Raw genomic sequence first — 13,732 nt, forward strand, 5'->3', positions numbered from 1 at the left:
CGCGATGCGCCGCGTTCCCCGTCCGTGAGCAGCGCTTTACGAGTCAGCCGACATGCCGCAATTCTTCATCGACCGACCGATCTTCGCCTGGGTGGTTTCGTTCTTCATCCTTCTGGTGGGGATCCTGGCGGTCAACAACATGCCGATCTCGCAGTACCCGGACGTCGCGCCGCCTGCCATCCAGATCACCGCGACCTACCCCGGGGCCTCGGCCAAGGAGGTGTCCCAGTCCGTCACCAGCATCATCGAGGACGAACTGAACGGCGCCAAGGGCCTGCTGTACTACGAGTCGGTCAGCGACGCGTACGGCCAGGCCCAGATCACCGTCACCTTCGCGCCGGGCACCGACCCCGACCTGGCGCAGGTGGACGTGCAGAACCGCGTGTCCAACGTCTCGGCCCAGCTGCCGGGGGCGGTGGTGCAGCAGGGCCTGCGCTACGAGAAGACCAGCGCAGGCTTCCTGATGATCGTCACGCTGTCGTCCACCGACGGCTCGATGGACCAGACCGCGCTGGCGGACTACGTCCGCCGCAACGTACAGAACCCGGTCTCGCGGGTGGCCGGCGTGGGCCGCTTCCAGCTGTTCGCCGCGCCGCGCGCCATGCGCATCTGGGTCGACCCGAACAAGCTGGTCGGCTTCAACATGAGCATCGCCGAGGTCAACCAGGCGATCTCGAACCAGAACGTGCTGATCTCCGGCGGCACCATCGGCCAGCCCCCCAACCCCGAAAGCCAGCGCGCTACCGCCACCGTCATCGCCAACGGCCAGCTGTCCACGGTGGAGGGCTTCGGCAACATCGTGCTGCGCGCCAATGCGGACGGCTCGCGCGTGCTGCTGCGCGACGTCGCGCGCGTCGAGGTGGGCGCGGACAACTACCAGTTCGGCGCGCGCCTGAACGGCAAGCCGACGGCGGCGTTCGCCATCGTGCTGGCCCCGGGCGCCAATGCGCTGGCCACCGCCGAGGGCGTGAAGGCCCAGATGGACGACCTGTCCAAGTTCTTTCCGGGCAACGTCAAGTACGACATCCCCTACGACACCGCGCCCTACGTGAAGGTGTCCATCGAGCAGGTGCTGCACACCCTGGCCGAAGCCATGGTGCTGGTGTTCCTGGTGATGTTCCTGTTCCTGCAGAACGTGCGCTACACGCTGATCCCGGCGCTGGTGGTGCCTGTGGCCATGCTGGGCGCGTTCGCGGTGATGCTGGCGCTGGGATTCTCCATCAACGTGCTGACCATGTTCGCCATGGTGCTGGCCATCGGCATCCTGGTGGACGACGCCATCGTGGTGGTCGAGAACGTCGAGCGCATCATGGTGGAAGAAGGGCTGCCCCCCAAGGAAGCCACCAAGAAGGCCATGCCGCAGATCAGCGGGGCCATCGTCGGCATCACGCTGGTGCTGATCGCGGTATTCCTGCCGCTGGCCTTCATGAGCGGCTCGGTGGGCGTGATCTACCGCCAGTTCTCGGTCGCCATGGCCGTGTCGATCTTCTTCTCGGCCTTCCTGGCGCTGAGCTTCACGCCGGCGCTGTGCGCCACCATCCTCAAGCCCATCCCCAAGGGCCAGCACCACCAGAAGCGCGGCTTCTTCGGCTGGTTCAACCGCAAGTTCGACGCCACCACCCACGGCTACCAGAACTGGATCTCGCGCACGCTGCACAAGGGCGGGCGCATGATGCTGGTGTTCCTGGTGCTGGTGGTCGCGCTGGGCTGGCTGTACCTGCGCATGCCGTCGTCGTTCCTGCCCGAGGAAGACCAGGGCTACGTGATCAGCAACATCGAGCTGCCCGCGGGCGCCTCGGCCAACCGCACCATCGAGGTGATCGAGCAGGTCGAGGACTACTTCCGCCAGATCCCCGCGGTGCAGAACATCATCACGGTGCAGGGCTTCAGCTTCAACGGCAGCGGCCTGAACGCGGCCATCGCCTTCACCACGCTCAAGGACTTCGACGACCGCAAGGGCGAGGGCGATTCCGCGGGCGCCATCGCGGGCGGCGCCATCGGCCGTCTGCTGATGGGCATCCATGACGCCATGGTGTTCACGGTGGTGCCTCCCGCCATCTCCGAACTGGGCAACGCCAGCGGCTTCGACTTCCGCCTGCAGGACCGCGCCAACGCCGGCACGGACGCGCTGGCCGCGGCCACCGCGCAGCTGATGGGCGCCGCCATGCAAAGCCCCAAGCTGGCGCAGGTGCGCATCACCGGCCTGGGGCCGGGCGCGCAGCTCAGCCTGGACATCGACCGCCAGAAGGCGGCGGCGCTGGGCGTCGACTTCGCGGAAGCCGCCAACCTGCTGTCCACCGCTGTCGGCTCGTCCTACATCAACAAGTTCCCCAACCAGGGGCGCATGCAGAACGTGTGGGTGCAGGCCGAGCAGGGCTTCCGCATGCAGGTCGAGGACGTGCTGCGCCTGAATGCGCGCAACAGCAGCGGCGGCATGGTGCCCCTGTCGTCCTTCGTCACCGCAAAGTGGATCCAGGGGCCGGTGCAGGTGGTGCGCTACAACAGCTACGAGTCGATCCGCATCGGCGGCGACGCCGCGCCGGGCTACACCTCGGGCGAGGCCATGATCGAGATGCAGCGCCTGATGGCCGACCTGCCGCCGGGCTTCGGCTACGAATGGAGCGGCCTGTCCTACCAGGAAATGCAGGCGGGCAGCCAAGCGCCGATCCTGATGGGCCTGGCCCTGCTGGTGGTGTTCCTGGTGCTGGCCGCCCTGTACGAAAGCTGGGCCATCCCGCTGTCGGTCATGCTGGTGGTGCCGCTGGGCATGCTGGGCGCCGTGGCGCTGGTGTCCGCCCTGGGCATGTCCAACGACGTGTACTTCCAGGTGGGCATGGTCACCGTGATCGGGCTGGCGGCCAAGAACGCCATCCTGATCGTGGAATTCGCCAAGGACCAGTACGCCCGCGGCATGGGGCTGTACGAGTCCGCGGTCGAGGCGGCGCGCCTGCGCTTCCGTCCCATCCTGATGACCTCGCTGGCCTTCATCCTGGGCGTGGTGCCGCTGGCCATGGCCAGCGGCGCGGGCGCCGCCAGCCAGCGCGCGGTGGGCTTCGGCGTGCTGGGCGGCATGCTGGCCGCCACGCCGTTCGCCGTGATGTTCGTGCCGACGTTCTTCGTCGTGGTGCTGGGGCTGTTCAAGTCCAAGCCGCGCCTGCTGGGCGCCGAGGCCAAGGCCTTCGAGGAAGAACAGGCGGCCAAGCGCGCGCAGCAGCAGGATGCCGCCGGCGACGCAACCGATCCCCACGCGCCGCGCAATCCGCAAGGCGGCCAGGAGAACCACTGATGATGGCCCGTTCCATGACCCGCCCTGAAGTGGCGACGTCCGCGCGCGGCATGCTGGCGCTGGCCCTGGCCGCCGCGCTGGCCGGCTGCTCGCTGGCGCCCGACTACAAGCGCCCCGACGCGCCCGTGCAGGCCACCTATCCGGACCAGCCCAAGGTGCAGTTCGGCGAGGGTGGCGCGCAGGCGTCCGTCAATACCCAGCCCGCGGCCGCGGTGGCGCCGGCGGGCGCCTACGCGGCGGCCGACATCGGCTGGCGCGAATTCTTCCGCGATCCGCGCCTGCAGAAGCTGATCGAGCTGTCGCTGGCCAACAGCCGCGACCTGCGCGTGGCCGTGCTGCGCGTCGAAGAGGCGCGCGCCCAGTACGGCGTGCAGCGCGCCGCGCAATTCCCCAGCATCGGGCTGGGCGTGCAGGGCACGCGCCAGCGCCTGCCGCGCGACCAGCGCCTGGGCGGCCCCGATTCGCCGTCGGTTTCCAGCCAGTACCAGGCCGGCCTGGGCCTGACCTCGTTCGAGATCGACCTGTTCGGCCGGCTGCGCAGCCTGTCCGAAGCCGCGTACCAGCAATACCTCTCGACCGAGCAGTCGCAGCGCAGCGTGCACATCTCGCTGGTGGGCGCGGTCGCCGAGGCCTACTTCAACATGCGCGCCGCCGAAGTCCAGCTGGACCTGACGCAGAAGACGCTGGCCTCGCGCCAGCAGTCGTTCGACCTGGTCAAGACCCGCTTCGACGGCGGCGTGGCCACGGAACTGGAGTTGAACCAATCCAAGACGCTGCTGGACACCGCCTCCGCCGACCTGGCGCAACTGGCACGCGCCCGCGCGCAGGCCGCCAATGCGCTGGTGCTGCTGACGGGCCTGCCCGGCCTGCCCCCCGACCTGCCGCCGCCGGCCGAGTTCGGGCGCGACCAGTTGCTGGCCAGCGTGCCGTCGGGCCTGCCGTCCGAGCTGCTCGAGCGCCGTCCGGACATCCTGGCGGCCGAGAACCAGCTGAAATCCGCCAACGCCAACATCGGCGCGGCGCGCGCGGCGTTCTTCCCGACCATCTCGCTGACCGGCCTGCTGGGCTCGTCCAGCTCGTCGCTGGGCGACCTGTTCAAGGGCGGGCAGGGCTTCTGGAGCTTCTCGCCGTCGATCACCACCCCCCTGTTCGCGGGCGGCAGCGTGCGCGAAGGCCTGAACCTGGCCCGGGCGCGCGATAATATCGCGGTGTCGCAATACGAGCAGACGATCCAGCAGGCATTCCGCGAGGTCGCCGACGCGCTGGCCGGAGAGGCCACCTACACCGCCCAGCTCGACGCCCAGCGCGCCCTGCAGGTGTCGTCGGCGCGTACGCTGGAGCTGTCGGACTTGCGCTATCGTGGCGGCATCGACAGCTTCCTGCAGGTGCAGACCGCGCAGGTGGATTTCTTCAACGCGCAGCTCGCGCTGGTGCAGACCGGACTGAATTCCCTGGTCAACCGCGTCGAGCTGTACAAGGCGCTGGGCGGCGGCTGGAACGAAACGACCGTGGCCGCGCAGACAGCGCCGCAAACGGCATCGCAGCAACAATGATAGAACTCGGCGTCAACATCGATCATGTAGCCACCCTGCGCCAGCAGCGCCACACCGCCTATCCCGATCCGGTACAGGCGGCGCTGCGGGCCGAGGAGGCGGGCGCCGACCTCATCACCCTGCACCTGCGCGAAGACCGGCGCCACATCCAGGACGCCGACGTGCATGCCATCCGGCCGCTGCTGCGCACGCGCATGAACCTGGAATGCGCCATCACCCGCGAGATGCTGGACATCGCCTGCGCGGTCAGGCCCAGCGACGTCTGCCTGGTGCCCGAGAAGCGCACCGAGCTCACCACCGAGGGCGGGCTGGACGTGGCGGGCGGCCTGCCTGCCGTGTCGGACGCCGTGGCGCAGCTGGCCGAGGCCGGCATCCGCGTGTCGTTGTTCATCGATCCCGAGCCGGCGCAGATCGACGCCGCCGTGCGCGCGGGCGCCCCGGTCATCGAACTGCACACCGGCGCCTACGCCGAGGCCACCAGCCCCGAGCAGGAGCAGGCCGAACTGGCGCGCGTGCGCGCCGCCGTGGCGCATGGGCTGCGCGCCGGGCTGCGCGTCAATGCGGGCCACGGGCTGCACTACGGCAACGTGTCCGCCATGGCGGCGCTGGACGGCATCGCCGAACTGAACATCGGCCACGCCATCGTGGCACAGGCCGTGTTCGACGGCTGGGAAAAGGCCGTGCGCGACATGAAGGCCCTGATGGTGCAGGCGCGCCTGCAGGCCCAGAGAGGCCGCGCCTGATATCCTGCGGGCCGTTCGCCGCGACCGATCCGCCATGCCCCGTACCGCCGCCCTTGCTTCCGAAGCCGCCAACGAGGCGCCGCCCGTCGATCCGGCGGCCGTGCTCAGCGAGCTCGAGGAAGACATCGTCCTGGGTCGCCTGCATCCGCGCGAGCGGCTGATCGAGGACGACCTGATGCGGCGCTTCAACCTGAAGCGCCATGTCGCCCGCACCGTGCTGGCCGACCTCGCCCTGCTGGGCCTGGTCGAACGCCGCAAGAACATCGGCTGCGAGGTGCGCGCCTTCTCGCCGCGCGAGGTCGCCGAGCTCTACCAGATGCGCGAACTGCTCGAAGCCGAGGCCGCGCGTCACCTGCCATGTCCCTTGCCGCAGCCGGCCGTGCAGGAGCTGATCGCCATCCAGCGCGAGCACGACGCCGCGGTGGCCGCGCTGGACCCGCGCGCGGTGTTCCGCAGCAACGTGCGCTTCCACCAGGCGCTGTTTTCGCATTGCGAGAACAGCGTGCTGGCGCGCGCCATCGCCGAGTACGCGCGCCAGACCCATTCCATCCGCTTCAGCTCGCTGGCCGACGCGGGCTACCGCGAACGCGCTCGGCAAGAGCACTGGGCGATGATCGAGGCTTTGAAGGAGGGCAGGCGCGACGACCTGATCCGCCTGTGCCGCGATCACCTGGCGCCGTCGCGCGACGCCTACCTGGCGATGAACCGCCACATCGGTCTTTGATTCCGCCGGCGCGGTCGACCGCGCCGTTCGCCTTGCACGACCCACTCGGGAACCCCGTCATGCGCCTTGCCGCCGTACTCGTCTGCCTGACCGCCCTGGCTTCCCCCGTGCACGCCGCCGACATGCTCTCCGGACGCTATGGCCCGCTGCTGCTGGCCGTGCGGGACGGCACGGTCGCCGGCGTATACAGCGAGGGGCGCGGCATGCCGGGCGGGCCCCAGTTCTCGTGCTATTTCGTGTTCGACGGCAAGCTTGCAGACGGCCGCGCGGACATCACGGTGCGCCAGCCCGAGCCGGGCGAGACCCTGCACGGCACGTTCACCGTGCAGGGCGATGCCGTGGCCCTGCAGCTGGACGAGAACGGCGACGGCTGCGCCATGACCTCCGGCGACATGGTCAAGGAGCCCTACGTGCTGGATCGCGATTCGCAACGTCCCGCCTGGCAGTCGGTGGCCCTGGTGTCGGCGGACAAGGCCGTGATGCAGAAGGGGCCCGCGCGCGACGCGCAGCGCCGCAAGCCGTACCTGGTGCAGGGGGATCCCGTGGCCGTGCTGCAGCGGCAGGGCGACTGGCTGCGCGTGGAATACGAGGGCGAAGGCAAGCCGGTGACCGGCTGGATGCAGGCGTCGGACCTGCTGGTCACGGCCCCGCGATAGCCACGCGCGAGCCGTGCCGGCCAGACGGGCGCGCGGCCTGCATTCCCGCAAGCCGGCGGATTCCGCGCCGCCGCTACGGCGACGTGCGCTCCGGAGCCAGGTTCGCCAGCGCCCGCCCGCGCGTCTCGGGTAGCAGCACCGCCGTCAGCAGCACTACCGCGTACGCGCCGCCCGCGAACAGGCCGATGGCCTGCGCCAGTCCCATCGACTGGCTGAGATAGCCCACCAGGCTGGGGAACAGCGCCCCGATGCCGCGGCCGAAGTTGTAGGCGAAGCCCTGGCCGTTGGCGCGGAGTTCGGACGGGAACAGTTCGGTCAGGTACGCGCCCAGGCCGCCGAAGATGCCCGAGGCCGCGAAGCCCAGCGGAAAGCCCAGGAACAGCATCTGGTGGTTCGACAGCGGCAGTTGCGTGTAGGCCCAGACGCACACGCCCGACAGCACGGAGAACAGGAAGAAGTTGGGCCGCCGGCCGAAGCGGTCGGCCATGTAGGCGCCCGCGATGTAGCCGCAGAACGAGCCGGTGATGATCACCAGCAGATAGCCGCCCGTGTCCAGCACCGACAGGTGCCGCTCCGTCTTCAGGAAGGTCGGCAGCCACGTGGTGACCGCGTAGTAGCTGCCCTGGATGCCCGTGCACAACAGCGCGGTCAGCGCGGTGGTGCGCAGCAGTCCCGGCCCGAAGATCGCCCAGGGCGAGACCTTGGCCGTGCTGGCCTGCTGGCGCCTGCGTGTGGCCTCGAACACCTCGGGCTCGGGCACGTGCTTGCGGATGTACAGCACCAGCAGGGCCGGCAGCACGCCCACCCAGAACAGCGAGCGCCAGGCCCATTGCTCGGGCAGCACGGAGAAGGCCAGCGTGTACAGCAGGGCCGCGACGCCCCAGCCCACCGCCCAGCCGCTCTGCACCGTGCCGACCGCCTTGCCGCGGTTGCGCGCGTGGATGATCTCGCCCATCAGCACCGAGCCCACGGCCCATTCGCCGCCGAAGCCCAGGCCCTGCAGCGCGCGCAGCACGAAGATCTGCTCGAAGTTCTGCGTGAAGCCGATGCCCACCGTGCACACCGAGAACCACAGAATGGTGATCTGCAGCACGCGCACGCGGCCGTAGCGGTCGGCCAGGATGCCGGCCGCCCAGCCGCCCACCGCGGAGAACAGCAGCGTGACCGTGCCCAGCAGGCCGGCCTGGCCGCGGCTGATGTCCCACAGGTGCATCAGCGTGGCGATCACGAAGGTGAAGACCATGTAGTCGAGCGCGTCGATCGTCCACCCCAGGAACGAGGCGTAGAACGTGCGCTTGCCTTTCTGGTCGAGTTCACTGAACCAGCCCATGTGCAGTCTCCGTTATGGCTTTATGGTGGCGTCGAGGATTCGCCGTGTGTCTGGCGTCGGCAGGCCCTAGGCCAGCGCGGGGAAGTCGTACAGCGCCTGGGGGTTGTCCACCAGGATGCGGCGGCGCTGCTGCGCGTCGGGCGCCCACTTGGGCAGCAGGTTGCGCAGCGTGCCGGTGTCGGGCATGCGCGAAATGGCCACGTGCGGCCAGTCGCTGCCCCACACCATGCGGTCGGGCGCGGCCTCGATCAGGGCCTGCGCCCACGGGGTGACGTCGTCGTAGGTGTCGAACTGGTCGCTGATGCGGTAGGCGCCCGACAGCTTGGCCCACCAGCCGTTGTGCTTCACGCCGGACAGCAGCGCCTGGAAGCCAGGGTGATCCAGCCCCTCCGACACCGGCATGTGGCCCATGTGGTCGAACACGCAGGGCACGGGCAGGCGCTGCAGGCGCGGCATCAGCTCGGGCAGCTGGCGCACGTCCATCAGGAATTGCAGGTGCCAGCCCAGGCCGGCGATGCGGCGCGCCAGTGTCTCCAGCGCGTCGAAGCCCACGCCGCCGCCGAACAGCACGTTCAGCCGCGTGCCGCGCACGCCGGCGGCATGCAGGGTCTCGAGTTCCCGGTCGGTGACCTCGGGCGAGACCACCGCGACGCCGCGCAGCTGCCGCGGATGGCGGCGCAGCACCTCCAGCATGTAGCGGTTGTCGGTACCGTGCACGCTGACCTGCACCAGCACGCCGCGCTGCATGCCGGTGGCCCGCAGCATGGCCAGGTACCTGTCCTCGGGCGCGGGCGGCGGCGTGTAGCTACGGCCATCCACGTAGGGGTATTGCACGCCGTCGCCGATGACGTGCGCATGGGTGTCGCAGGCGCCGGGCGGAATGTCGAAGGCGGCGGGGGCGACGTCGGACAGGGGACCGAGGCAGGGCGGGGCGGAGTCGGAAGGGGATGTCGTCATGGCGGGTGGCAAGGGGTGAACGCGACGCGGATCACGGTAAGCCTGCGCCCGATGCATGGTCAATAACATTATTGATACTAATTGGGACCGGATCGGATGGCGTCGTCCCGCAACTGTGCCGTCGGGATGCCGGCAAGCTCCTGAACCCCTCCTGGGCCTCGCGTATCATTCGTCTAATGCACGCGCCGCGTGGGGCCATGCGGCCCATTGCGCCCCATTCCACCGTGTTCCGTTACCTGCGATGTCCATGTCCGACGAACCGACCGCCTTCCCGCCTCCCGCCCCCGGCTGCATTGCCGGCATCGGCATGGACCTGATCCGTGTCGACCGCATCGAGCGGGCGCTGGCGCGCCACGGCGACCGCTTCGCGCGGAAGATACTGGGCGCCGAGGAACTGCTCAAATTCCACGCCCGCCGCCAGCGCGACCCGGCGCGCGGCATCCGGTTCCTGGCGACCCGTTTCGCGGCCAAGGAAGCCTTTTCCAAGGCCGTCGGACTGGGCATGCGCATGCCGATGACCTGGACGCGCGTGCAGGCGCTGAACGCGCCGGGCGGACGCCCCGTGCTGGTGCTGTCGCCCGAGCTGCGTGCCTGGTACGAGCAGCGCTACGGCGCCGCGCACGTGTCGCTGACCGACGAGTCCGACATGGCGGCCGCGTATGTGGTGGTGGAGCACAGGCTCGCCTCGGTCGTGGCGGGGCTGGATGCGGCCGCGGCGGGCAGGGCCGCCGATGCCGCCCGGGCCGCGGATGTCACGACCGCGGCCGATGCTGCCGATGCCAATAGTGCCGCCGATGCCAATGCCGCTGATATCCGCGCCACCGACACCGGCGCCACCGGCCGGACTCATCCCGAAGGAGCCGCCCATGGCGCGCCGTGAATCCAAGCATGTCCTGCCCCCCGGCCCCGTCGTGGTCGATGTGGCCGGCACGCGCCTGACCAAGGAAGAGAAGCGCCGCCTGCGCCATCCGCTGGTGGGCGGCGTCATCCTGTTCGCGCGCAATTTCGAAAGCCGCGAGCAGCTGTGCGAACTCACCCGCAAGATCCACGAGGCGCGCGACGAGCCGCTGCTGATCTCGGTGGACCACGAAGGCGGCCGCGTGCAGCGCTTCCGCGACGACGGCTTCACCGTGCTGCCGCCCATGCAGGCCCTGGGCCGGGCCTGGGACCAGGACCCGCTGGCCGCCATGCGCATGGCCACCGCGGCTGGCTACGTGCTGGCCGCCGAGCTGCGCGCCTGCGGCGTCGATTTCAGCTTCGCGCCCGTGCTGGACCTGGATTACGGCGTCAGCAAGGTGATCGGCACGCGCGCCTTCCATCGCGACCCGCGCGTCGTCGCCATGCTGGCGCGCGCCCTGGCGCAGGGCCTGGCCTCTGCCGGCATGGGCGCCTGCGGCAAGCACTTCCCGGGCCATGGCGGCGTGGGCGCCGACTCGCACCACGAGATTCCCGTGGACCCGCGCACGCTCGAACGCATCATGACCGACGACGCCGCGCCGTATGGCTGGCTGGGCGACCACGTGCTGCCCGCCGTCATGCCGGCGCACGTCATCTATCCCAAGGTGGACCCGCAGCCGGCCGGCTTCTCGCGCCGCTGGATCCAGGAAATCCTGCGCGGCCGCCTGCAGTACGACGGCGTGGTGTTCTCCGATGACCTGACCATGGAAGGCGCCACGGTGGCCGGCGACATCCTGGCGCGCGCGCAGGCCGCGCTGGGCGCCGGCTGCGACATGGTGCTGGTGTGCAACCGTCCCGACATGGCCGACGACCTGCTGGCCCGCCTGGACTTCACCGCCAGCCCCGAGACGGTGGCGCGCATCCGCCGCCTGGCGCCCAGCCGCCGCGCCCTGAAATGGGACACCCTGCAGGCAGACAGCCGCTATCAGCATGCCCGACGAATTCAATCTGAAATCCTTCCTGGCTGACCTGCCGCATCTGCCGGGCGTATACCGGCACCTGGATGCGGCCGGCGAGGTCATGTATGTCGGCAAGGCGCGCGACCTGAAGAAGCGCGTCTCGTCGTATTTCCAGAAGACGCTGTCCAGTCCGCGCATCGCGCAGATGGTGGCCAAGGTGGCGCGCGTCGAGGTCACGGTCACGCGCTCCGAGGCCGAGGCGCTGCTGCTGGAAAACAACCTGATCAAGCGCCTGCGCCCGCGCTACAACATCCTGTTCCGCGACGACAAGTCGTATCCGTACCTGCTGATCACGGCGCACAAGTTTCCGCGCATCGCGTACTACCGCGGCTCGACCAGCCGCGCGGGCCAGTTCTTCGGGCCGTTTCCCAATGCCTGGGCGGTGCGCGAGACCATCCAGATCCTGCAGAAGGTGTTCCGCCTGCGCACCTGCGAGGACACGGTCTTCGCCAACCGCTCGCGCCCCTGCCTGCTGCACCAGATCGGGCGCTGCACGGCTCCTTGCGTGGACGCCATCACGCCCGAGGCCTACGACGGCGACGTGCGGCGCGCGGCGCGCTTCATGAACGGCGCCGCGCAGGAAGTGCTGGGCGAGATCGAGGCGCGCATGCTGGAGGCCTCGATGGACCTGCGCTTCGAGGAAGCCGCGGCGCTGCGCGACCAGATGGGGACGCTGGCGCGCGTGCTGCACCAGCAGACCATGGAGAACACCAGCACCGAGGAAGACACCGACGTCATCGCGGTAGCCATCGCGGGCGGCAAGGTATGCGTGAACCTTGCCATGGTGCGCGGCGGCCGCCACCTGGGCGACAAGCCGTTCTTTCCCACGCACGCCGAGGGCGAGGCCGCCGCCGACGTGCTCGAGGCCTTCGTGGCCCAGCACTACCTCGAGGGCGCGATGCCGCCGGTGCTGGTGTGCTCGCACGCATTGCCCGACGCCGACCTGACCACGCTGCTGGCCGAACAGAGCCAGGCGCGCCCGCCGCGCGTGCTGACGCGGCCGCAGGGCCTGCGCCGTTCGTGGCTGGAACAGGCGCAGAAGAATGCCGAGATGGCGCTGGCCCGTGCCCTGACCGAGTCCGGCGCGCGCGCCTCGCGCACGCTGGCGCTGGCCGAGGCGCTGGACCTGGACACCGACGAGACCGCGCTGGACGAGCTGCGAATCGAATGCTTCGACATCAGCCATACGGCGGGCGAGGCCACGCAGGCCTCCTGTGTGGTCTACCAGCACCACGACATGCAGCCGTCGCTGTACCGCCGCTACAACATCGTCGGCATCACCCCCGGCGACGACTATGCCGCCATGCGCCAGGTGCTGACCCGCCGCTTCGGCAAGGTTGCCGACGGCGACGCCGTCATGCCCGGCTTGGTGCTGATCGACGGCGGCAAGGGGCAGGTCGAGGTGGCGCGCCAGGTGTTCGGCGAACTGGGCCTGGACGTCCAGACGCTGGTGGGCGTGGCCAAGGGCGAGAACCGCAAGGTCGGCCTGGAGACGCTGGTTTTCGCCGACGACCGGCTGCCGGTGGCGCTGGGCAAGGAGTCCGCCGCGCTGATGCTGATCGCCCAGGTGCGCGACGAGGCGCACCGTTTCGCCATCACCGGCATGCGCGCCAAGCGCGCCCGCGCGCGCAACGTGTCGCGGCTGGAAGAGATCGAGGGCGTCGGGGCACGGCGGCGCCAGCGCCTGCTGGCGCGCTTCGGCGGCCTGTCGGGGGTGACCTCGGCCAGCGTGGCAGACCTGGCGTCGGTGGAAGGGATCTCGGACGAACTGGCCGGCCGCATCTACGATGCGCTGCATGGCTGATCCGGCGCGCAGGGCGTCATCGCCGTGATGTAGCATACGAACACTATGCCGATAAATATACCGATCATCCTGACCTGGCTGCGCATCGCCTTGATCCCGCTGGTGGTGGGGCTGTTCTACATCCCCGAGAGCTGGATGGCGATCGAGACGCGCGACACGCTGGCGGCCTGGGCGTTCATCATCGCGGCGCTGACCGACTGGTTCGACGGCTGGCTGGCGCGCCGCTGGAACCAGACCTCCGCGTTCGGCGCGTTCCTCGATCCGGTGGCCGACAAGCTGATGGTCTGCGCGGCGCTGCTGGTGCTGCTGGACCTGAACCGCGTCGATGCCTTCATCGCGCTGATCATCATCGGCCGCGAAATCACCATCTCGGCGTTGCGCGAATGGATGGCCAAGATCGGCGCCAGCGCCAGCGTCGCCGTGCACCGCCTGGGCAAGTTCAAGACCGCCGCGCAGATGGTCGCCATCCCGTGCCTGCTGTACGCCCGCCCGCTGGCCGGCATCGATCTGCGCTGGGTGGGCTTCTGGCTGATCATCGTGGCCGCCGTGCTGACGGTCTGGTCCATGCTGTATTACCTGCAGCGGGCCTGGCCGGCGATACGCGAGAAGGCGCAGTAGTAAGATTGCATGCGCGGCCCGGGGGCCGCGCAGTCGCTTATAACGACCCGATGCGGCGCGTCCGACGCCAGCACGGGCGGCAAGAACGACGGAGGGGCTCGCGGCCGCCGTCCCGGAGACAACCCCGGCGCGCGCGTCGCGCCAC

10 protein-coding genes and 1 pseudogene are annotated in these 13,732 nt (G+C 69.6%); 9 read left to right on the plus strand and 2 right to left on the minus strand.

Annotated features, from left to right (window positions below):
- Positions 1 to 52: 52 nt before the first annotated feature.
- The 5 genes from FS845_RS19140 to FS845_RS19160 are packed head-to-tail and all read left to right on the plus strand — an operon-like array spanning position 53 to position 6,962.
- A complete protein-coding gene (locus tag FS845_RS19140; RefSeq protein ID WP_144638301.1) occupies positions 53 to 3,286 on the plus strand; it encodes an efflux RND transporter permease subunit in 3,234 nt (1,077 codons plus the stop codon).
- A 50-nt stretch (positions 3,287 to 3,336) separates the two neighbouring features.
- A complete protein-coding gene (locus tag FS845_RS19145; RefSeq protein WP_144638649.1) occupies positions 3,337 to 4,839 on the plus strand; it encodes an efflux transporter outer membrane subunit in 1,503 nt (500 codons plus the stop codon).
- Positions 4,836 to 5,582, plus strand: coding sequence for a pyridoxine 5'-phosphate synthase (gene pdxJ, locus FS845_RS19150; protein ID WP_144638303.1), 747 nt, complete (start codon positions 4,836 to 4,838; stop codon positions 5,580 to 5,582). Before FS845_RS19145 ends, pdxJ begins: the two co-directional genes overlap by 4 nt.
- Positions 5,583 to 5,616: 34 nt before the next feature.
- Entirely contained in the window at positions 5,617 to 6,306 is a 690-nt protein-coding gene (locus tag FS845_RS19155) for a GntR family transcriptional regulator (protein WP_144638306.1), read from the plus strand.
- Between the two features lie 59 nt (positions 6,307 to 6,365).
- Positions 6,366 to 6,962 carry a DUF2141 domain-containing protein gene (locus tag FS845_RS19160; protein ID WP_144638308.1) on the plus strand — a complete coding sequence of 199 codons (597 nt, stop codon included), beginning with the start codon at positions 6,366 to 6,368 and terminating at the stop codon, positions 6,960 to 6,962.
- Between the two features lie 73 nt (positions 6,963 to 7,035).
- Here FS845_RS19160 and FS845_RS19165 read toward each other — a convergent pair whose 3' ends face one another.
- Positions 7,036 to 8,292, minus strand: a complete 1,257-nt coding sequence (locus FS845_RS19165; RefSeq protein ID WP_144638310.1) for an MFS transporter — start codon at positions 8,290 to 8,292, stop codon at positions 7,036 to 7,038.
- Between the two features lie 66 nt (positions 8,293 to 8,358).
- A complete protein-coding gene (locus FS845_RS19170) occupies positions 8,359 to 9,249 on the minus strand; it encodes an amidohydrolase family protein (RefSeq protein ID WP_144638312.1) in 891 nt (296 codons plus the stop codon).
- A gap of 247 nt (positions 9,250 to 9,496) precedes the next feature.
- Between FS845_RS19170 and acpS the strand changes: the two are divergent.
- The 4 genes and pseudogenes from acpS to pgsA all read left to right on the plus strand — a co-directional run.
- Positions 9,497 to 9,934: pseudogene (acpS, locus tag FS845_RS19175) on the plus strand (holo-ACP synthase); the annotation flags it as partial.
- A 181-nt stretch (positions 9,935 to 10,115) separates the two neighbouring features.
- Entirely contained in the window at positions 10,116 to 11,174 is a 1,059-nt protein-coding gene (nagZ, locus tag FS845_RS19180; protein ID WP_144638314.1) for a beta-N-acetylhexosaminidase, read from the plus strand.
- The gene (uvrC, locus tag FS845_RS19185) at positions 11,137 to 12,969 is read left to right on the plus strand and encodes an excinuclease ABC subunit UvrC (protein ID WP_144638316.1); all 1,833 of its coding nucleotides are present in this window, start codon (positions 11,137 to 11,139) and stop codon (positions 12,967 to 12,969) included. Before nagZ ends, uvrC begins: the two co-directional genes overlap by 38 nt.
- Positions 12,970 to 13,014: 45 nt before the next feature.
- Positions 13,015 to 13,587 carry a CDP-diacylglycerol--glycerol-3-phosphate 3-phosphatidyltransferase gene (pgsA, locus tag FS845_RS19190; protein ID WP_144638318.1) on the plus strand — a complete coding sequence of 191 codons (573 nt, stop codon included), beginning with the start codon at positions 13,015 to 13,017 and terminating at the stop codon, positions 13,585 to 13,587.
- Positions 13,588 to 13,732 lie beyond the last annotated feature (145 nt).

It is taken from the genome of Bordetella genomosp. 13 (assembly GCF_007679965.1).
Classification (GTDB): domain Bacteria; phylum Pseudomonadota; class Gammaproteobacteria; order Burkholderiales; family Burkholderiaceae_B; genus Bordetella.